17 protein-coding genes are annotated in these 19,798 nt (G+C 59.3%); 7 read left to right on the plus strand and 10 right to left on the minus strand.

The genetic code is table 11. The features are described 5' to 3' along the window. Nucleotides 1–499: 499 nt before the first annotated feature. The gene (locus tag ACVI1L_RS23300) at nucleotides 500–1,888 is read left to right on the plus strand and encodes a CapA family protein (protein WP_456783878.1); all 1,389 of its coding nucleotides are present in this window, start codon (nucleotides 500–502) and stop codon (nucleotides 1,886–1,888) included. Nucleotides 1,889–2,550: 662 nt separating this feature from the next. Further along, on the plus strand, nucleotides 2,551–3,882 hold the full coding sequence (locus ACVI1L_RS23305) for a M20 metallopeptidase family protein (protein ID WP_456783879.1): 1,332 nt from the start codon (nucleotides 2,551–2,553) through the stop codon (nucleotides 3,880–3,882). 242 nt (nucleotides 3,883–4,124) lie between these two features. Here the strand turns inward: ACVI1L_RS23305 and ACVI1L_RS23310 are convergent, their stop codons facing one another. The 5 genes from ACVI1L_RS23310 to istA form a co-directional block, all read right to left on the minus strand. After that, a complete protein-coding gene (locus ACVI1L_RS23310; RefSeq protein WP_456783880.1) occupies nucleotides 4,125–5,249 on the minus strand; it encodes a hypothetical protein in 1,125 nt (374 codons plus the stop codon). Next, nucleotides 5,246–5,608: a hypothetical protein gene (locus tag ACVI1L_RS23315; RefSeq protein WP_456783881.1), complete on the minus strand. Its 363-nt coding sequence runs from the start codon at nucleotides 5,606–5,608 to the stop codon at nucleotides 5,246–5,248. Before ACVI1L_RS23315 ends, ACVI1L_RS23310 begins: the two co-directional genes overlap by 4 nt. A gap of 440 nt (nucleotides 5,609–6,048) precedes the next feature. Next, complete coding sequence (locus ACVI1L_RS23320) at nucleotides 6,049–7,230, minus strand: pentapeptide repeat-containing protein (RefSeq protein ID WP_456783882.1); 1,182 nt, start codon at nucleotides 7,228–7,230, stop codon at nucleotides 6,049–6,051. A gap of 346 nt (nucleotides 7,231–7,576) precedes the next feature. Then, nucleotides 7,577–8,320: an IS21-like element helper ATPase IstB gene (istB, locus tag ACVI1L_RS23325; RefSeq protein WP_456783883.1), complete on the minus strand. Its 744-nt coding sequence runs from the start codon at nucleotides 8,318–8,320 to the stop codon at nucleotides 7,577–7,579. Between the two features lie 11 nt (nucleotides 8,321–8,331). After that, the gene (gene istA, locus ACVI1L_RS23330) at nucleotides 8,332–9,870 is read right to left on the minus strand and encodes an IS21 family transposase (RefSeq protein WP_456785590.1); all 1,539 of its coding nucleotides are present in this window, start codon (nucleotides 9,868–9,870) and stop codon (nucleotides 8,332–8,334) included. A gap of 641 nt (nucleotides 9,871–10,511) precedes the next feature. On the opposite strand from istA, the gene ACVI1L_RS23335 reads away from it, so the two are divergent. The 4 genes from ACVI1L_RS23335 to ectB all read left to right on the plus strand — a co-directional run bounded on the left by ACVI1L_RS23335 (nucleotide 10,512) and on the right by ectB (nucleotide 13,458). Next, the gene (locus ACVI1L_RS23335) at nucleotides 10,512–10,979 is read left to right on the plus strand and encodes a transposase (protein ID WP_456783884.1); all 468 of its coding nucleotides are present in this window, start codon (nucleotides 10,512–10,514) and stop codon (nucleotides 10,977–10,979) included. Nucleotides 10,980–11,309: 330 nt separating this feature from the next. Continuing rightward, nucleotides 11,310–11,933: an acyl-homoserine-lactone synthase gene (locus ACVI1L_RS23340; protein ID WP_456783885.1), complete on the plus strand. Its 624-nt coding sequence runs from the start codon at nucleotides 11,310–11,312 to the stop codon at nucleotides 11,931–11,933. Next, on the plus strand, nucleotides 11,930–12,175 hold the full coding sequence (locus ACVI1L_RS23345) for a hypothetical protein (RefSeq protein WP_253640709.1): 246 nt from the start codon (nucleotides 11,930–11,932) through the stop codon (nucleotides 12,173–12,175). The genes ACVI1L_RS23340 and ACVI1L_RS23345 overlap by 4 nt, the downstream gene beginning before the upstream one ends. Further along, nucleotides 12,172–13,458, plus strand: a complete 1,287-nt coding sequence (ectB, locus tag ACVI1L_RS23350; protein WP_456783886.1) for a diaminobutyrate--2-oxoglutarate transaminase — start codon at nucleotides 12,172–12,174, stop codon at nucleotides 13,456–13,458. Before ACVI1L_RS23345 ends, ectB begins: the two co-directional genes overlap by 4 nt. Nucleotides 13,459–13,460: 2 nt before the next feature. Here ectB and ACVI1L_RS23355 read toward each other — a convergent pair whose 3' ends face one another. Together ACVI1L_RS23355 and ACVI1L_RS23360 are read right to left on the minus strand one after the other, a co-directional pair. Continuing rightward, entirely contained in the window at nucleotides 13,461–14,168 is a 708-nt protein-coding gene (locus tag ACVI1L_RS23355) for a helix-turn-helix transcriptional regulator (RefSeq protein WP_253640707.1), read from the minus strand. Nucleotides 14,169–14,203: 35 nt separating this feature from the next. Continuing rightward, a complete protein-coding gene (locus ACVI1L_RS23360) occupies nucleotides 14,204–15,010 on the minus strand; it encodes an alpha/beta fold hydrolase (RefSeq protein WP_253641088.1) in 807 nt (268 codons plus the stop codon). A 174-nt stretch (nucleotides 15,011–15,184) separates the two neighbouring features. Here ACVI1L_RS23360 and ACVI1L_RS23365 point away from each other — a divergent pair, with 174 nt between their 5' ends. Continuing rightward, a complete protein-coding gene (locus ACVI1L_RS23365; protein ID WP_456783887.1) occupies nucleotides 15,185–15,613 on the plus strand; it encodes a hypothetical protein in 429 nt (142 codons plus the stop codon). A 229-nt stretch (nucleotides 15,614–15,842) separates the two neighbouring features. Here the strand turns inward: ACVI1L_RS23365 and ACVI1L_RS23370 are convergent, their stop codons facing one another. Genes ACVI1L_RS23370 through ACVI1L_RS23380 form a run of 3 tightly spaced genes read right to left on the minus strand, consistent with a single transcriptional unit; the run spans nucleotide 15,843 to nucleotide 19,714 of the window. Then, nucleotides 15,843–16,262, minus strand: a complete 420-nt coding sequence (locus ACVI1L_RS23370; protein WP_456783888.1) for a hypothetical protein — start codon at nucleotides 16,260–16,262, stop codon at nucleotides 15,843–15,845. Nucleotides 16,263–16,304: 42 nt separating this feature from the next. Continuing rightward, complete coding sequence (locus tag ACVI1L_RS23375) at nucleotides 16,305–17,786, minus strand: MBL fold metallo-hydrolase (protein ID WP_456783889.1); 1,482 nt, start codon at nucleotides 17,784–17,786, stop codon at nucleotides 16,305–16,307. Nucleotides 17,787–17,839: 53 nt separating this feature from the next. After that, on the minus strand, nucleotides 17,840–19,714 hold the full coding sequence (locus ACVI1L_RS23380) for a hypothetical protein (RefSeq protein WP_456783890.1): 1,875 nt from the start codon (nucleotides 19,712–19,714) through the stop codon (nucleotides 17,840–17,842). Nucleotides 19,715–19,798: the final 84 nt, after the last annotated feature.

Here is a 19,798-nt window from a genome sequence, read left to right on the forward strand (position 1 = left end):
ATCGGCACAGTGGCATCATGGCGGTTCCTCTCCTGGCCACTCAGGGTAGCCGCCGGTTTGAGCAGGACCTTAGGGTCGAACAGGCGCTTCTTTTGGCCGCCATCAATGAATGCGTCCCAGTTCATGAGCTTTCACGCACACAAGCCGAGCCGCGCAGGCACAATGAAACATCCCGAGCAAAAGGGAAGAGGGCTCGAATCGATAGAAGAACTAGTTATCAGCGCAGCTCCGGGGAAGGGCAGACATTTAATTTTATGCCGCTGGACGGACTCCATCATCAATTTACGTGGCGGCAAACGGCCATCGAAATCGGTTACTGGGTTGTGCGCATAACAGCGGACGAGCAGGACAGGCTCTTTGCCTCAAGCGCAGCTAACGTAGAACGTCGAGGAGGCGAGGGCCAGCGGCCTCTTTCGCAAATTGCGCCGAGTGGAGCCAGAGAAGAGAGATAACAGGCAGGCCGGATTTAGCTATAAAGAGTTCGTGGACGGAGAGCACTATGGACAAAGATTCAGAAAGCGGTCGCCATTCAGACCAGCCGGGTGTCGGCTACGATTTCGTCGGTTCGATTGCAACCAACGTTGCGGACGGCTTCACACTGGTCGCGGTCGGTGATCTCATCGTGACGAGGGCGCTCACCAAGAGCCAGGATTGCGAATTCGGCGCCGTCGTCGACATTCTTCATGGCGCTGATGTGACGTTTGGCAATATGGAAACCAACGTCTTCGATATTCGATCCTTCAAGGGAAGTCCGCAAGCTGAGTACGGCGGCGCCTATCACGTGAGCCTTCCGGAGGTCGGACCTGACTTGAAGGCGATGGGGATCAATATCGTAAGCCTCGCCAACAACCATTCGTTTGACTGGGGCGTCGAAGGTATGCGCGAGACAAGCCGAGCGCTCGATCGATGCGGTATCGTCCATGCCGGAGCGGGCGAAAATCTTGCACAAGCCGGCGCTGCTCGCTTCCTGGAGACCGCACGCGGACGCGTCGCCCTGGTGTCTTCCGCTTCAACATTCACGCCGCTCTCTCGTGCGGCCGATCCTGCCGGCGAGGCGCCAGGACGAGCCGGGCTCAACAGCCTTCGTTTGACGCGAAGCATCGTCGTTCCGCGGGAAATGCTCGAGAGCTTGCGGCAAATCCGCGATGCGCTGCCCGGCCTCAGGCCGGACCGTGATGATCCGGATCGCCTCGTGCTCGCCGGCACGGCATACAAGGCTGGCGACAGGGCCTGCTACAGCTATGAAGCAGATCAGGGCGATGTCGCCGGCATTCTTCGAAATGTTCGCCAGGGCAAGCAGTTTGCCGATTTTTGCATTGTCACGAACCACGGTCACGAGCCCGGCAATTGGAGCAACGAGCCGCCCGATTACGAACAGTCATTTGCCCACAGGCTCATCGATGCCGGTGCCGACGCCTATATCGGGCATGGGCCGCACCAGCTGCGCGGCATCGAGATCTACAAGGGGAAGCCGATCTTTTACAGCCTCGGCAACTTCATCATGGATGATCTTCGCACGCCAATAGGCGCGGATATGTTTGCCGCTCAGGGCAAGGACCCGCGCCTCGACACCGACGCCGAAGTGACGGCAGCCGAGATGGGTGGAGGATACGAGACAGATCCGGGATTTTCGGATCCCATCTTCTATGAGAGCGTTGTCACCGTCAGTCGATTTGAGCAGAACCAGCTTGCCGAGTTGCGGCTTATTCCGATCGAGCTTGGTCACGCGAAGAGACTTGCGAACCGGGGCGTCCCGCGCCTGACCTCTGCTCTGCAAGCAAAAGTCATTCTTGAGCGCCTACAGGCGCTCTCGCAGCCATTTGGGACCGAGATCGCCATCGAGAACGAGGTCGGCGTTATCAGGCTGCGGCCCAAGTCGTCCCGATGATACGATTGGCCGGCGCGAATCCTGGCATCAGAAGGAGATCTCCCTCAACGACATAACCTAATGCCGGGCGCTATTCGAATCTGCGAGCGACATCATGTTGATGAGTGTTGCTTGACCATGCTGCATTCTGCCGAGACCTCTCTAGCTTACTGACGTCAGGTACGAATCCGGAGCTCGACCGCCATCCGTCGCTCGTCAATCGGCATTTGCGCCGAATCCTGGAGGTGCAGCGGTGTGGTTGTCACGTATCAGCCTTGGCAAGGTCCACCATCATGCCGCCACGAATTACGATCGACGATCTGCGGCTCATGACGGAGTTGTTCCCTCCTCCTGGTTTCATGCGAATGGGGGGCCGACGCGCTCAGCATGTCGGCGGGATTGACAGTGGCCAAGGTATTAAGGGCAATCGAGATAAGCGATTCACCATCCTAAGCCTCTGAATCATCAGCTGCACGGCGATCTAGGCCATGGACGCGGTCGCATTTCGCGACGGGCGCCCGCTCCGGCGGCGCTCCCGTGGACTTGCCCAGCGTCAGCTCGGTGAGCAGGAACGACATCGGCGGCCACAAGCGGCGAGGAGCAGAGCGTTGGGTTTGAACCGCCTTCTCTCAGCTTCATGGAGACGATCTCCTTGTGATGGATTTCTGCACGAAAGCAAACGAATGAGCCGAACGTATGCGCAGCGCGTCGAACTTGGCCGATTTTCGTCGCCGCGCCAGGTTACCTACTCAAATGGCGGTTGGTTGGCCGAACGGCAAGAAGAGAACCTCGGAGCGACGATGCGCTGCAATAGCCTTCTTTCGGAGACCGAGCGCAACGCGGTGATCGAACTGCGCCATGCTATGCATCGCGAGCCTGAGCTCTCCAACGCAGAGTGGAAGACACAAGCACGCATTCGCGACATACTCCGACGCTTCGGCCTTGCGGACGCTAAGGTCTTTCACAATACCGGGCTCTATGTCGACATCGAAGGTACTGCTTCCGGCCCAAAGCGATCCATCGCGGTGCGTGGCGACATCGACGCGTTGCCAATCCAGGAGACGCGGCAGGATTTGTCCTACTGTTCTCGAGTCGATGGCGTTATGCATGCGTGCGGCCACGACATCCACGCGTCGATCGCGCTCGGCACTGCTCTAACCTTCCATCGGCTGCGTGGCAATTTTGCCGGCAGGTTGCGCGTGTTCTTCCAGCCGGCTGAGGAAGCCGAGCCGTTGGGTGGACGCACCGTAGCAGCGGAGAGGCTCTTGGACGGCTTCGATCGGGCGGTCGGCTTTCACGTCAATCCTGAGATTCCGGCCGGCGTATTCGATGCGTGCGAGGGCGCGATCACCAAATCCGCCGACCAGTTCAAGCTCACTTTCAGCGGCAAGATGGCGCATGGCGCTGCTCCGCATCAGGGTGTTGACGCGATCGCCATCGCGGCTGCCTTTGTCAATGAAGTTCAGAAAGTGGTATCGCGCGAAATGCCAGCTGATGATGGCGCGATTCTCACAATTGGCACCATCCATGGTGGTAATGCGACAAATATCATCTGTCCTTCCGTCGCGCTGGAGGGGACCATCAGGACGGGCAGTCCGGAACGGCGGGGGCTGCTATGCCAACGTGTGCGCGACGTCGCCGAAGCCGTTGCCCTGATGCACCGCGGCCGCGCTGAATGCGATATCCAAGCTGGCGAGCCAGCCGTCTTCAATGACGCCGAAATGGTAAGACGCTTCAGACAGGTCGTTCAAGAGACGGTTGGCGCGGAACGCCTCACCAGCAAGAAGCGGGTAGGAGGCAGTGACGACTTCGGGTTCTACTCGGCATCCGTTCCGTCGATCTATTTCTGGTTTGGCAGCCGTGCGCCGGGCAATGATTCGCATTTGCATACGCCGACATTTGCAGCCTCTGATGACCTCATCATTCCGACCACGGAGCTCGCAATCAGATACATCCTGGATCTGTTGAACTCGCGAATCGGCCCCCCGTTCGCGAACGCTACACCAGCAGCATAGCCTATCGCCAAAACAGGCTCTGCTCGTAGAGGAGGCTTCCTGCGTCTATGGCGCCAACGATCTGGGTTGATGTTACCAGGTGGCGCTGCGTCAAGTTGATCGCCTGCGTCATCATTAACTAGGCGGCGTCCCCCGCAACGCTGTTCCTCGGTCACTAGCGCAGCTTGATTTCACGCGGTTCCCTGTGACGTGGGTTAAGCGATGCGCGTTGAGCGTTGTCGCCTCGGCATGGCCAGATGAATTCATTCCGCATAGAGAAGTTTGATCATGTATTTCTGGGCGTACACGAGCGATTCCTTGGTTGTTCCGTTGGTGTATTCCAGGCCGATCGATGAGTACGGATTGAGCCTGTACTTGAGTGTCGCTTGGTAGAAGTTCACATCCATTCCCGAATTGAAATCGTGGAAGTACTTTGCTGTGGCGATGAAGCTGAAGCGATTTAGCAGCCAATCCGGGACGTCCGCGCTCGGGAGAAAGTTAAAAGTCAGCCTTGCTGTCGCGCCAGCCCATTCGTAATTGGTTTTTGAAAGTCCTGTCACACCTGGAATGTCGACTTGTCGGATGTCAGCCTCGCCTCGAAGCTGCACGAACCAGCCGAGATAAGGATCGGTCTTCAGATAACCCCCAAGATGGTAGCGGAGATCGTAGGCGTCCCAATAACCGTTGAAACCATAAGCGCGTGCCTCGCCGCGGAAATCGGACTGGTAGTAAGGGGCGAAGGTAAAGACCTGACGCAAGGGAAAGTCGCCGAACAAGCTTAATCCTCTGGATAATTCGAACTGGGTTTCCACGCCGATCTTTGCCGAGCTTTGCTCGTTCTTTGATCGGGGAGACGTAAAGTCGCCGTCAGCTGCGACGAAGGGGACGACGGCCCAGCCGGAGATGAAGGGAACGTATTCGATGGGTGTTGGCGGGCATAGGTCGCGGAACAGGACGTAGGAGAGCTGTCCTTGAACTGCAAGGGTACGGGTTTTCGCTATACGATCGTCTGTGTAGGACACCGACGCGCCTTGCGCGTCTGCAGCCGTTAGGGCGGTGTACAGGAAATTGTCGAGGCTGTCGGCTCTGATGAAGAGGCGCTGATCCTGATTGCAGAAGGAAACCTTCTGCACGGCTTCGGCAGGCTTGTCAGGCCCGGAGGGATAAAGCTTTTCGGCGCCGCGTTCGAACGCGCCTCCCTGCTTGTGCGTCAGCGCGTTGAGGCGCTTCGCGATCGCGCCCTTTTCCCGATCGAGTAGCGCATTCCGCTTCTTCAGCTCTTCCACGCTGGCGTGGTCGACGTCGAAGCCCTCAGCGTGTACCGCTGACGTGGGTAGAGCCGCGCAGACGAGGAAAGTGGAAGCGAGGGCCGCCCGAATCCGAGTCATGATTCGATGCTCCAGCCGTTATCCTCATACCAAGCGAAGACCAAGTCGCCCAGTTCGGCAAGGGTTTCCTTGTCCATGACTTCGCCCTTCTGAAGCACGAGGCCATCGCTTTTGAACGACGGGTAGGACATCAGTACCAACGCGATATCCCAGGCGTTGGCGTCTCCGCCAAGTAGCTTGGAAATCTGCATTGCCGTCTTGATAGGCGGCTTGAGGCCAAGCGCAGCCATGATCCTGGCCACGATTGTGGTGTCCTTGATGACCTTGTTACTGAGACGATTCGCGTGAAGCGCGAGAGCTTGTTTGAAGCGTTCCCCCGAAGCTAGCCCCGGTTTCGGGCTGGCCTTTGCTTTCTTCATTTCGATGTCCTCCATCCCCTGGCAGCTTGCATTCGGCTTGAGCAGGCTGGAACTAGGGAAGTCCCCAGATTGCTCGGGGGGACTCCTCGGCCCTGGTTAGGGAAATCCAGCATTCTTCGGCGGCTGAGTTTCAGAGCATCACTAAGAGGCGGAGGCGCGTGAGGGGCTGAGTCGGGCCCGATGTCGGCGGTGCTGGAGCGGAGGGGGATTGCGCATTGGAGCTGCCGCTGGAATGTTTGACCCCATCTTTTCCGTTAGAGAACGTGAAGCGGTACAAACAACCTACCGTACCTGGCCTGGCAGATTTAAGCTCGGCAGCCCGATGGGAGTGGTGACCACGTCCGCTTTGCTCCTATAGTGACCAAGTTCGTGGGCAGCGCAACATGTTGCGATGGGCCAAGAACCGACATCCGGCATCCGCGGGCGGGCTGATGGGTAAACTAGATTATTGGTGGAATTGGTCTGGCCCCTGAAGCCAACTCCAATGCCTTACGCTCAGCAGGCTCAATAACTTGCTCTCCAAGCGCAGTGATCAACTGATCTTGTGTCTCATACTGATAGAGTGGCAATACCCAAGGATAACGCGCGTAGTGCTCAAACATCCCATACTCGCCGCCATCTTTCAGTAGGAGAGGTTGCACGGGAACGGACGGCAAATCTGGCACGATGACATTGAGTTCTTGTGGGATGGCTTTGGCATCTGTGATGTCCGCCACAACGAAGCGGGCTATGCGGGCCAGCAGGGAAATAGTTTCCGTGACATCCCGATTGGCTGGCTTATCAAAATCGAAAAGGATTGGCAGATAGCCTCGCCGACGCAGCTCCTCGCGGATGGCATCGAGAACTGATTTACGCTCAGCGGTGAAGCGACCAAGGATCAACACCGTTTTTGAAGTAACGGTGTCGATCACGTCGCGAACCTTTTCATTGTTGAGCAGGAGATAGATGAACTGCGCGACCTCGATATTGTCGATGGTGATCGCAGGCTCGTCCTGCCGTGTGATGACCAAGTTCTTCTGCTTGGTCCTGGTGTCTAGTTTCAGGCGCCATGTTGATACACCATGGACGCGACAGCCAGTAAGGTCGGCGCCGGTAAGGTCAGTATCCAGCAGAGTGGCAGCCTCGAGGTTCGCCCCGCTGAGGATGGCGTCGACGAAGTTCGCCTCCCTGAGGTTTGCGCCTCTGAGGTCCGCCCCGCTGAGGTTCGTCCGCCTGAAGTTCGCCTCGATGGGATTCGCCCAGCTCAGGTTCGCCTCGCTGAGGTCCGCACCGTCGAGGTACGCCTTGTAGAGTTCGGCAAAGTTGAGGTCCGCCCTCCTGAGGTCCGCCTCGATGAGGTTCGCCTCGATGAGGTTCGCAGCGAGCAGGTTTGCCCCACTCAGGTTCGCCCGCCTGAGATTCGCCGAGTTGAGGTTCGCGTCGATGAGGCGCGCTCTTTTGAGGTCCGCCCCGCTGAGGTTCGCAACGACGAGCTTCGCCTCGGCAAGGTTCGCCCCGCTGAGGTTCATCCCGCTGAGGTCTGTCTCGCTGAGGTCTGGACGGCTATTGGGGTTCTTGAACCGCCACGCGTTCCACGCGTCCACGCCCTGCTTGAGCAATGCGACGTGCTCGCCGTTGGCCATGGACGATACCCTCGCTGCCTGGGTGGAGGCTGATATGGGGGCGGGCATCAGAAGATATTCTCAGACGGTCGGGTCGTTGCCAAGTGCGGATTCCGATGATCTCGCCCGGGTGTACCGATTTGATCTCGCCCACCATTCCGAGATGATCTCGCCCACCATTCCGGGATGATGTCGCCCGGGGCGCGAGGCGTTCTGGCTGTTTGGTTTCTGGCATCGGTGAAGCCGCGGGGTCAACCTTGAATCGCGGCTTGAGGCCCTTCTTCGTCTGCTGTTGGTCTGCTGTGGGCATGTGGGCAACGCTCTTTGCGTTGTCCAAGCGCAGCGGCATGTCCACAGCGCCACTGGCTCAGGCCTTTCGATCGGGTTTGCGGGTTCGCCGCAGGCTCTCGCCGTTGAGATCGATCCGGTGGGCGTTGTGGACCAGGCGGTCGAGGACGGCATCGGCGTAGGTGGGATCGCCGATCAGCGCGTGCCATTGATCGACGGGGAGCTGGCTGGTGACGGTGGTGGAGCGGCGGCCGTAGCGGTCCTCGAGGATCTCCAGGAGGTCGTAGCGGGCTGCGGCGTCGAGCGGCTCGAGGCCCCAGTCGTCGAGGATGAGGAGATCGACGCGGCCGAGCGCACGCAGGATGCGGGGATGGCGGCCGTCGCCGCGCGCCAAAGCGAGATCGCTGAACAGCCGCGGGACACGCTGATAGAGCACCGAGCGATTATCGCGGCAGGCCTTGTTGCCGAGCGCCGAGGCGAGCCAGCTCTTGCCAACGCCGGAGGGCCCGCAGATCAGCAGGTTGGCGTGGTCGTCGATCCATTGGCCTTCGACCAGCATCGTCAGCAGGCTGCGGTCGAGGCCGCGCGGGGTGCGATAGTCGATGTCCTCGACGCAAGCCTGCTGGCGCAGCTTGGCGTATTGCAGCCGCTTCGATAGCCGCTTGTCGCGTCGCAGCGAGGCTTCGCGTTCGAGCAGCAGCGCGAGCCATTCGGCATGGCCGAGGCTTGCGGCATCGCCGCCGGCTTCGATGTCGGCAAAGGCCTTGGCCATGCCATGAAGGCCGAGCGCGTGGAGTTGATCGAGGGTCGGATGCGTGAGCAAGGCGTGATCTCCTAGTTGTAGTAGCGCGGCCCGCGGATGTTGGGATGAAGGACCGGCGCGTCGTCCGCGGGGCGCTTGGGTGAAGGACGCCGATCGAGATTGTTGGCGAGGATCGATTTGACCGAGCCGTAGGTGCGCGCGCCGATGTCGATCGCCCGCATGGCGGCGGCATCGAGCCGCTGTTGCCCGTAGGATCGGGCGAGCCGGATGATGCCGAGGCAAGCGCGGAAGCCCTGCTCGGGGTGCGCCCGCTCATCGAGGATCAGGTCGCACAGCGCGGCGGTGGCCGGCCCGATCGTGGCGGCGTCCTTGCGGATGCGCTCGATGGTCCAGCCGGCGTAGCGCCGATGACTGGACGCCATGTGCTCCGGCACGGTGGTGTGCTTGTGGTTGCCGCTCATGCGCTGATGCGCGGCGATCCGCTCGCCCTTGTGGAAAATCTCGACGGTGCGGGCGGAGAAGCGCACCTCGACCTCGGCGCGGACGAAGCGATGCGGGACGCTGTAGTAATGCGCCTCGACCTCGACGTGATAGTCGATGCTGACCCGGCAGATCCGCCACTCGGCGAACACGTAGGGGCTCTCCGGCAAGTCCTTGAGCGCCGGCCGGTCGATCTCCTCCAATAGCTTGCGGCGGGTCACGCCGAGCCGCCGGATCGGCCGCTCCTCGTTGAGCCGGGTCATTAGCTCGGTGATCGCCGCGTTGACCTCGGCGAGGCTGTGGAAGGTGCGGTGGCGCAGCCGCCCGAGCAGCCAGCGCTCGACCATGAGGACCGCCTGTTCGACCTTCGCCTTGTCCCGTGGCCGTCGCGGCCTCGCCGGCAGAATGGCGGTGCCGTAATGCGCCGCCATGTCGGCGTAGCTGCGGTTGATCTGCGGGTCGTAGAAGCAGGCCTTGATCACGGCGACCTTGGTATTGTCCGGCACCAGCAGCGCCGGCACGCCGCCGATCGCCTCGAAGGCGCCGACGTGGCCGCTGATCCAGTCGGCGAGCCCCTGCGTCCAGGTCGCCTGCGCGTAGGTGAAGCTCGATGCGCCGAGCACCGCGACGAAGATCTGCGCGGCGCGTCGCTCGCCGGTGAACCGGTCGATTACCACCGGCACGCCGTCGCCGGCATAGTCGACGAACAGCTTGTCGCCGGCCGTATGCGACTGGCGCATCGTCACCGACAGGCGGCCTTCCCAGGCGCGGTAGAGCTCGCAGAACCGCGAATAACGATATCCGCCGGGTTCGCCCGCGATGTACTCGTCCCACAGGATCGACAGCGTCACATGCTTGCGCCGGAGTTCGCGGTGTACCGCCGCCCAGTCCGGCTCGGCCTGCCGGCGATGGCCCCGCCGGGTGCCGGGACCGGCTCCCGCGCTGGCGAACAGCCGGGCTTCCAGCGCAGCGTCGGTGATGTCGTCGGGCAATGGCCAGGTCAGCCCCGCTGCCTCGAACCAGTGGATCGTCAACCGCACCGTCGAAGGGGCTGTCCCCACCCGCCGCGCAATCTCGCGGGTCGGCATCCCGGCCGACTTCAATCTGATCACATCGCGCACATGGCGCATCGCAAACCTCTCCGTCGGCATCCAGGTCCCCCTTCGCAAAGCCGAAAGGCGGGACCGTATCGGAGCCAGAAGAGGCCTCGTCACCCCGGGCGACATCATCCCGGAATGGTGGGCGAGATCATCTCGGAATGGCGGGCGACATCAAATCGGAACGGTGGGCGAGATCATTCCGGAATCGTGGGCGACATCGAGCGGAATCAGCAGCCAAGTAGAGGCAGGCCGAAAAGCACCTAGCAAAGGTCAGCTCTGGGTCATTTTCGACGGTTCCAGCGGAGATTGTCGGCTGGCTGACGTCTGCTTCTACCCACTAAGCGTTCGACCGGGACCTGCCCGGAAGCATTGCGTCTGGTCAGACCGTCCTGACTCAAACTCCCGAACCCGGGGGCCCGAATCATGCGCTACGAACTCGCGAATTATGAATGGGACTGCAATCAAGTCCATGCTGCCCAACAAGCCGCGCGGTGTTCCACGGTTAACGACCGCCGTGTCCTCAATGGCATCTTCTCGGCCTTGCGGAGCACTTTGGCGTGATCTCCTCGAGGCGTTTGGTCCGTACACCACCTGCTATAACCGACTTGTGAGATGGCGGCGAGGCTGGCGTCTGGGGCCGCATCGTCGATGGTGCCCATGCCGTTGTCCAGATGATCGATACCTTCGTTGTCCGCGAGCATCAGCATGGAGCCTGCACCACGAGGAATCAGCGCCGGTTGACGAGCAAAATTCATGCTGTCGTCGATAGCAATGGTCTGCCGGTCCGACTGACGTTGAGCCCCGGCGAGGCCCACCACGTCCGACTCGTTGGAAAGCTGCTGTCTCGTCTGAAATCCGGATCAATGCTGCTTGCCGATCCTGGCTATGAGGCCGACTGGATCAGAGAGCTTTTCATGAAAAAGGCGCATCGGCCAATATTCCGCCGAAAAGCAATCGCGGCGATCCGATCTACTTCAGTCCGTATCTACCGCGCTCAGAACCAGGCCGGGCGGTTCTTCAATAGGATCAAACAGTGTCTTGGTGGTGACGTGCTACGACAGATTCGCCGCCAACTACCTCGCCTTCGTCCAACTCGCATCTATCCGGCTATGGCTGGCGGTCCGCGCCCTAGGCCATGAGATTGCAAGCGGCGGAACATGTTCGCGCTGACCGTCCGTTAGCTTCGATCCCGACGACCGGTTCCTCCAACAACGTGCAACGCAGCCGGTCAGGAAGTTGTTGGCAAAAATGTCGTCAGGCACCCGCGCGTCGCCGCCCGGCTCAGGCAAATGAATCACGGTTCGATCAAGGCAAGCGCAGCGATTCGCTTGGTTGCTCGAGGAAGTGGTGGCGGTGGTCGTGGGTTTCGAAGGCCACACAGCTATGGTCGCACAAACCTAGGAACCTTCCGAGTAGGTCGAATCGGCGTCCCCTGCTTTCCTTCCCAAGCCGGAAGGATGGACAGACCGATGATCGAGGCATTTTCGCTTGCGACCGCCCATCTCTATCAGGACGCCTTGGCCTCACAGGCAAGGCTTCGATACGAAGTCTTCGTAAAACAGCGCGGCTTGGATCATTCATCGTTCGACGAACTGGAATTCGATGAATTCGACACGCCCTCCGCCCTCTACCTGGTCTGGAGAGACGAGGAGCGGCGGGTCCGCGGCATGGCGCGATTGCTTCGCACCGACCGACCTTACATGCTGGCGGGACACTGGCCATTTCTGGTGAAAGCAAGTGCCCTGCCGAACAGCTCCGAGATCTGGGAGGTGACAAGGGTTTGTGTTGATCGGACACTGACACCCCTGGTGCGCAGGACGGTGTTTCCCGAGTTGTTGAGTGCGATCGCTGAATTTTTTCAAGCAAACGGTTTTGCGGGCATGGTCGGCGTGACGCGTCAACATCTATTATCCCATTTCATCCGGGAGGGGATCGAGTGGCTCGGCGAGCAAGCGCTTATCGAAGGCGAGATCGAACGAGCCTTCTTCGTTCCCACCGCCCATATTCGGCCGAACTATTTTTGCCGCAAATACGGCATCCCTAGCTCTATCCTGAAGGAACATCCACCCACACCATTCCGGAGAGCTGCATGACTTTGGAGAATCCAGAGGACGAAACCGCTCCGGCCAAGATTGCGCGGCGGATGGCCGATGCTGTGACCTATTTGAGTTCCGTAGCTGACCGGACAGGGCTGTCGAAGATCGCAGATGACCTCCGCGCCGTGCGTTGCAGTTTGATGAAAGAAACCGAGCAAGCCGATGTTGAGGGCGCGGGCCTCCCAGCGGGCGAACTCTGCCGAGAGGACGAGGCGCCGCTCAGAAAGGCCGGAAAATGAATTATCTTGCTGATTTCGCGGACTCGGAATCCGAAGTTCGTTACTACTGTCGACAGATCCCGAACCTCTTCGCGACGGCAAGGGGGGCCTGCCTCTGGGATGCGGAAGGAACGGAATTTATCGACTTTCTGGCAGGATGCGGGTCGTTGAACTACGGCCATAACCATCCGAAGATCAAAGCGGCGTTGCAGGATTATCTCCAAGCTGATGGTATCGGCTGTGCGCTCGATCTTCATACCGGCGCCAAACTGGCTTTCATCCGCGCTTTTCGCGACCTCATCTTGTCGCCCCGTGGCATGAACTACCGCATGCAGTTCACCGGCCCAACCGGCGCCAATGCGGTGGAGGCCGCTCTCAAATTGGCGCGCAAGCACACCGGACGGACGAACGTCGTAGCCTTCACGAACGCGTTCCACGGCATGTCGTTGGGAGCGCTGTCGGCGACCGGTTCGAACCGAGCGCGCGAGGGTCTGCAGGGATGTTTGGACGGGGTGGTGCGGCTTCCCTTCGACGGCTATCACGGGGCAGGCCAATCGGATCTGGAAAGGTTCGCGGCGATGGCCGAAGATCCGTCGGGTGGAATAGATCCTGTTGCGGCCATTATCGTGGAGACAGTCCAAGGAGAGGGGGGCTTGAACGTCGCCTCGAGAGATTGGCTTCGTCACCTTCGCGATGTTGCCAGGCGTATCGGGGCGCTGCTGATCGTCGACGACATACAGGCCGGCTGCGGACGGAGCGGCCGCTTTTTCAGCTTCGAGGATGCTGGGATAGCGCCCGACATGGTATGCCTCGCAAAATCGATCAGCGGTGGTGGCTTACCGATGTCGCTGCTGCTGATCAATCCCTCGATCGATACCTGGCGTCCAGGCGAACACAACGGCACGTTCCGCGGCAACAATCTGGCATTCGTCACCGCGCGGGCTGCGCTCGAGCTTTGGTCGGATTCCGACTTCATCGCCGGAATAGCTGTTCGCTCGACAATGCTCGATCGGTGGCTGACGGAGGTGTGCGTCCGCTATCCGCACACCATAACAAACAAGAAGGGACTGGGTATGATGGTCGGGTTCGAGTGCTCTTCTCCTGAGCTTGCTCGTGCCATTTCGCAAGAGGCGTTCAAACGGCACCTTGTGCTGGAGGTATGCGGCCCTCGCGACGAGGTCGTCAAAATCTTGGCGCCTTTGAATATCGAGCTTCCCCTTTTCCGAGAGGGGTTGGCTCGGTTGGCAGCCGCGCTCGACGTCGTAGCGCTTGAGCAAGCTAACCGCGCCGACTTGGCTGCATGAGCCTACAGCGCGATCACTCCGGTCTGAATTGCCATCACTACAGCCGTAATCCGGTTACAGGCTCCCAATTTTCTGATCGCATTCGACAAATGAAATTCGACGGTCTTTTCGGAGGTCGCGATGATCTCGCCGATCTCCCAGTTCGTCTTTCCCTCCTTGCACCAGCGCAAGCACTCGATCTCCCGCCCTGTGAGATGCGGAGCGCGCCGCTCGGGTTTTGCCTGCAGTTCTCCTAATTTGAGCCGATACTGCACGGCTAGGCCATAAATTCGTCCGAGCGCATGGGGGTTCGGCTTCCGCTCATCCCTCAAGCTCAGACTGATCAGATCGACATCCGCGCCAGGTCCGTGCAGCGGAATCGTGACGCCTGAATGGACGCCGAGTTCCTTGCATTCCTCCAAGAAAATCTTCTGCTTGCGGTCCAAATTTGTCCGCGCGCAAAGATCGTCCCAGCTGAACGGACGCCTGGCGTGCTGGATCTGTTGCACGACGGGATCGATCCGATCCCATTGGCGTTCCCTGTAGGTGTCTAGATATCCCGTCGGGAACCGCTCCCAAGGGATCGACTCCAGGCGGTTGTTTCGCGCTTTCGCGAACACGGCATTCTGGTAGCCTTCCGCTTCGACGGCTTGCAGAAACAGCTCGAGCAGTTCGGTATCGGAAACAATCGAAATACTAGCAGCAATAAAATCATCTACATTGGCGACCATACGGCATCCCCTTAAACGCCCATGCTCCCCGATAATTAATCTACATATTTCAAGAACCTTCCCATCCATCTATTGAACGCATCGGGTCTTTCCCAATGCGCCGCGTGTCCAGCGTTCATCAATATTGGTCTGCGCAACCAGAGGTGTCTATAGGTAAGTTTACGGACATGTTCGATTCGTACAAAAACGTCGCGCCGCCCTTGGATAATCGCAAGCGGCTTGGCGCATTTGGCGACGGACGCGATCTCGTCCTTCCCCTGTCCGGCCAGACCATTGCGAACCATCCAGTAGCGGGCTCTGCCGTCCGTTCGCTCGATCATTGCCGCAAAGCGGCTCCTTCGATTGAGAGGCTTGCCGAGCATGGCCGAACCGTAGGCCGAGACGTCTTCAGGCGTAAAGTCGCGCTTGCCCGCGAGGTCCATCACCGATGAGGAGAGAAAGCCGTCTGCGACGCCGGCCGGATTCAAGTGGATGGGCGGGGTTCCCGAAATCAGAAGCGAGCGGACGGCGCTCATACCAGACCACATCTCGATGCCGATGTGGCCGCCCAGGGACCACCCGATCACGTGGAAGCTGGAAATACCCAGGTTGTCCATCACTCCTTTTAGAGCCGCGGCATAGCCGGGAAAGCTGTAAGTTCTCTTAGGTGCGAGGGCGTCCGACGAATTGCCATGCCCGGGAAGGTCAGGGACGATGACGGTATGCCCGCGCCTCGCTAGATAAGCTTCCTGATGAAGGAAGATTTCCTTGCAGGAGGAATTCCCGTGGATCAGGAGGACGGCCGATCCCCGGCCTCGGTGAACCCGGACTGCCAACGCATTTCCGGCGAGACGAATCTTCATATCGAGCACGATGTTCTCCCGGCCTTGGCGAGTGCCAAACAGCAGGATCACTGCAGAAGGCTGCGAATCCCTGTCTTTTTTCCATCATCTGTGGCCAGACAGCGCCCTTCAACAACCTAGGGAATCCCCCAGTCGCCGGGACATCCCGGCCGCATTTGAGTCGCCTGAGCTGCAGTGACTGGCTTTTGCATCGCAGGCGTGGTTTGGCCTCATGCGGCGTCACTGTTCATCGTGATTCGAATCCGCAAGACGCGCGTGCGTTCAGAGCTATTCGGGGCGGGAAGAAACAGACGCTCGGAAACGGGCTGGATCAGCTTCTCGCGATGGAGCTGGCGGTCGGGTCGGATCCGCAAGGCTTCCGAGGAACGCCTGTTCATCCCTGGCATCTGCCCGGATTTTCCCAAGCGTCTCGGAAAGGCACCAAATCTGGACCCCGACGTCGCCTACATCGGCCTTGCCGAAGCTCGCGATTCACTCGCACGTGGCCAGATGCGGCGAGGCCATGATCCAGGTAAGTCGGGGGCGGCCCTGATCCAGCATATTACCGAAATCGGGAAGGACAGCGGGTCGGGTGCACACGTCCTCGCGAAGCCGGACCTCTGAGCTCGGATCCTGCGGCTCGAACCGCGTGCGCAGCGGGCGTACTTGGACGCGCCAAGTCGTCGGGCGCGTTCCCTCAGCCGTACCGCAGTGCGCTTCAGTAAGACCCATGGAATCCATAACTTAAACTAGGAGCTGCTCACGGCCACTAGCGACGCGCTCGGCAAACACAATGAGATTTCATCGAAGACGTCCTCGGCAGCGATCGCTACGTGACCGCCTGGAACCAATGTCAAGGGCTGCGGCTGGTCGAAGAACGCGAGCACCATCGGAAAGCGAAGCTGGAGGCGATGCGTGCCGCCTCTCCGTAGGAAGTGGCAATGGCCCCGCGATCCATTCCAGCCCAGCGAGTTGGCGAACAGGCCGAGGCCCACGGACACGAACCGCTGAAATCAACAAGTATGAGGTGATCTATCCAGGCGCCCTCCGTGCAAAATGGATCGAAATGAAGCTGGCGCTTTTTCGTATCGAATTCGTGCAGGCGGATGGCCTGGTAGAACGCACCGGCCATCTCTTCAGACGTTCGCCGAGAACCCCCAGGGCCGGTCACCATCGTCCCGAGCTCGGAATCAGCACCGGAGCTTTGCTGCGGAACGTACGGCTCTTTTACAAGGCGGCCCCGAGCCGTGTTGAAATCGTCCGCGTTCTGCATGGTGCCTGAGATATCCGATCCGCCTCCTCGCCGTCGGGGAGGTTAGATGCGCAGACGATATTCGATCGCCACCTTTCCCTCCTTGTCCTCGATATCGAAGATGTCATCGAGGAAGGTTTCCCAGTCTGATCTCGACAACTCGCCAGCCTTCCCGGCTCGTTGGCGAGCCTCTTCGATGAGAAAGTCCTTATCCTTGTCACCGCGGATCACGCGGCCGCCGGTCTTTTGCTCGAGACGCTTGTTCAATGAAGGGAAGGGCATATTCCACTTCTTTACGTCCCGCGCGAAGCGTTCGTCGACCGGCACAAAAGCGACCAATCCGGGATGATTCATTAGCTCCAATCCACGCTCGCGCAGCGTGGCATTATGACTGCCGTGATGGCCGACCTTGTAAACGACTGTTCGAGCGAGAAGCTTTTCGGCAGTCACGCTTCCTGGGTCGCTGTGTTTGGCCTCTGCAGGCCACACGTAATCTGCCCACGACAGCCAACTGCCGACTTGAGCATCACCAGGGAAAAGCAGCACCTTTCCACTCCGAAGCTCGAAAGCCAACGCTAGACTGGTGTTGTTGGTGTCCGAATCGAGTCTTAAGGCTAGCGTTTCGGCCGCGCCCAGCCAGTCAGTATCAATGCGTCGCCATTCCCCGTCCGGATCATTGTGTTTCGCTCGAGAATTACGGATCCCCTCGGCGCGAACACCCGTCGCATCATTGGCGATAAGTTCGCGCGTCGCGAACGGCATGCCAAGTTTTGATTGAGCCATGTCGATGCCCGCGACCGGCGACAGGGCCGCCACCAAGAACATGTCCACCTCCGGACCGTCTCCAGCGAGCTCGTAAACTTCCGGCTTCCGTTTACTGGGACGACTCCGCTTCAGCATTTTTTCATCGCGTGGCGGACCGAGCACATAGACCGATAGCTCGTCGCTATTCATCGGGCGAATAATTTCTCCGCCGGGTGCAAGAAACTTCACGGTCTCGGCCTTGGCGCGCAATTGATCCAGGATCGACGTTGTACGTGCTGCCGCTGACAGCATGTCGCCTGGTTGTTCAGCTCCAACAAATGCCATCAGTCCCGTGAGGCCATCCAGTGGCATCGAAGCAGAGGAGGGCTCAGACTCCTCCTCCTCTGCAGCGTCTGGATCGAATTCAGGAGCGAGAAGCGCTGTGAGAGCGTTGAAGCTACGATCGATCACTCTCATAGCCTGCTCACGTCCCTCGCGAAGACGCCGAGCCTGTTCATCCCGACGATCCTCCGTCCAGGCAAGCCACAGCTGTCCGACCGAAATCGACATAAACTCCTCGGCGGCCTCCGCGAAGCCAGATAAATGATCCCAATGTTCGTGAGTGACAATTAAAATGTCGATTCTATCGGTTTGCTTGCAGATGTCGCTCATGATGCGCTTTGCCCGGGAGGTGGCATTGGGCATTCCCTGCAGAATTCCGCAATCAATCAGGATATGGAACGCACCCTCCGATTGAGGAATCCGCAGCAGGAAACAATCCCCAAGGATGTCGCGATACATCCGGATTGCAATGCTCCCAGCCGTCAATTTCTCATTTCTATTAGGCATCGTGCTCACAGCATTCTGTGGAGAAACGCAAACGGCTCACGACGACCAGCGGCGTCGTAATACGTGGCACCAAGTGACTCGCTCTGTGCACCAAATTGAAACGCACGTTGCGCATCAAGGCGGGAATCGCTGTTGATATCCTTGACAATGCAGCACCGGACTTCGCGTGTTCGAAAATCCACGATGAGTGTGGCACCACCGCGAAAGGTGAAGTCCGCTCTGACACCTGGAATGCGCCCCTGTTGTTCGACCTGTTGTTGGAGCTCGGCGGTGCGATAGCCTCTGCGTTCCTGAGTTATCTCGATGATAATCTGTGGCTCGAGCTGGCCATCGGGACCCACTCGATTCGCGACACGGACAGACTGGATCTCGAAACGCGGCCCTCTTAGTTCTCTGGAGCGCCGGATTGTATTCTTCGCATCCGACCGGAGCCATAGTCCCATAGCTCTGATCGCCTCATGCGACATTTCCGCATTCGAAACGAGCCACTTCGCCAGGTTTCGTTTCCTGACCTCCTCTGTCCGGAATATGTCGCGCCGCTTCCTGCGATACGAAAAGTCTTGCTTGGTCAGCCATCCTATGCTGATGGGCTGCGCAGGAGCCTCCCAAATGAGATTCTCAACCGACAAAGACCTTATGTCCTTTGGGTAGATGCCGCGGCGGCGAAACGCCTCGATGAAGGCGAGCCGATATCCGCGTACGTCGTCGGCAACCAGATCGGCGTCAGCCGTGATTATAGCTCGCAGGTAGTCGCCGAAGGTCACGTCCACAGGCGGAAGATAGTCCAGCGCGCGGATACACATTCGCAGAACATGTCCCGCTGACTTCGTGGCTTCAACCGTCAGCCGGCCGACCAAATCGGGATGCAGGTCAGAAGAAGGAAATTGATTTCCGCTGCCCGTTGTCAGTCTGAGTAGGTCAGCCACCCGAGACTTGTAGATCGATACGAAGGCGTCGAACACTGCGGCGACTAAAATAGCGCCGCGTTCGTGAGGCTCGGTCATGCGATCGAGCGCCGTAGGATCTGGTAGATTGGTGATCGGATCTACCTCATCGATTGCATCCCGGAGCGCGTGGTGTCGCCCGATCGCCTCTCCAAACTGACGCGCAAGGCCACTAAGAAGCGAGCGTTGTCCGAGGTCGCCGCGCAAGTGCGAAATCTGATGCCGAACGGATTCGGGTAACGTGAAGTGCTGAAACAGCGCCACGATGTCGGCAAAAGCCTCATGGAAGGCCAGAGAATCGATGTTGCTCGCTTCGATGAAGCGCCGATGCATCCCATCGAGGATTGCGTGGGCAGTTTCGTGAGCGAGCACGTCGTGGGAGAGGCAGGTGAAGACCACGCCACCAGGAAGGTTGCGGCCGGCGTCACGGGTGGAAGCTCGAAAATAGCCGAACAGTAGGGCGACCTTTGAGGGGCTGTAGTACGCATTTGCCTCGCGCAGTGCGTGAGGGTAGATGCGAAGCTTCTCGACAAAACGTTCGCTGCCTTTTCCGATCGAGCGCCAAGGTCGAGGAGCCCAGAGCACTTTCCGTCCCAGAGCGCGTTCGAAATTGCGGATCGTCATCATTGCGACGGCGTAAGCCATCTGCTGATGGAATTTCGGGTTCCCCTCCGAAGGAGCAAGCCCGTCCTGAACCAGCAGTGCCACCTCATCAAGCCTCACTGCCGAGTAGAAGCCGCCGCTGGCCGGATCCACGTCGATGACTTCAATATACTCTCCGCTGGGCCCATCGGCCAACTCTTCCCAAGGGAGCTGCACCCGCGCTTCGTTGATCACGGCGGTCTGTATATCCAACGAAGCTGACGGATCAAACGCATAGATCCGTAGACGCCGAAAAGGAGGAGTGTTTCCTGGTTGCTTGGTTCCAGCCTGCATGCAGAGGGACGCCTGTTGAATGCTGATACCCAGCCTAGCATTCACTGCGGCCGCGTATCCTAGGCTCTTCCCTAGCTTGCCTTC

It is taken from the genome of Bradyrhizobium sp. USDA 4516 (genome assembly GCF_054055915.1).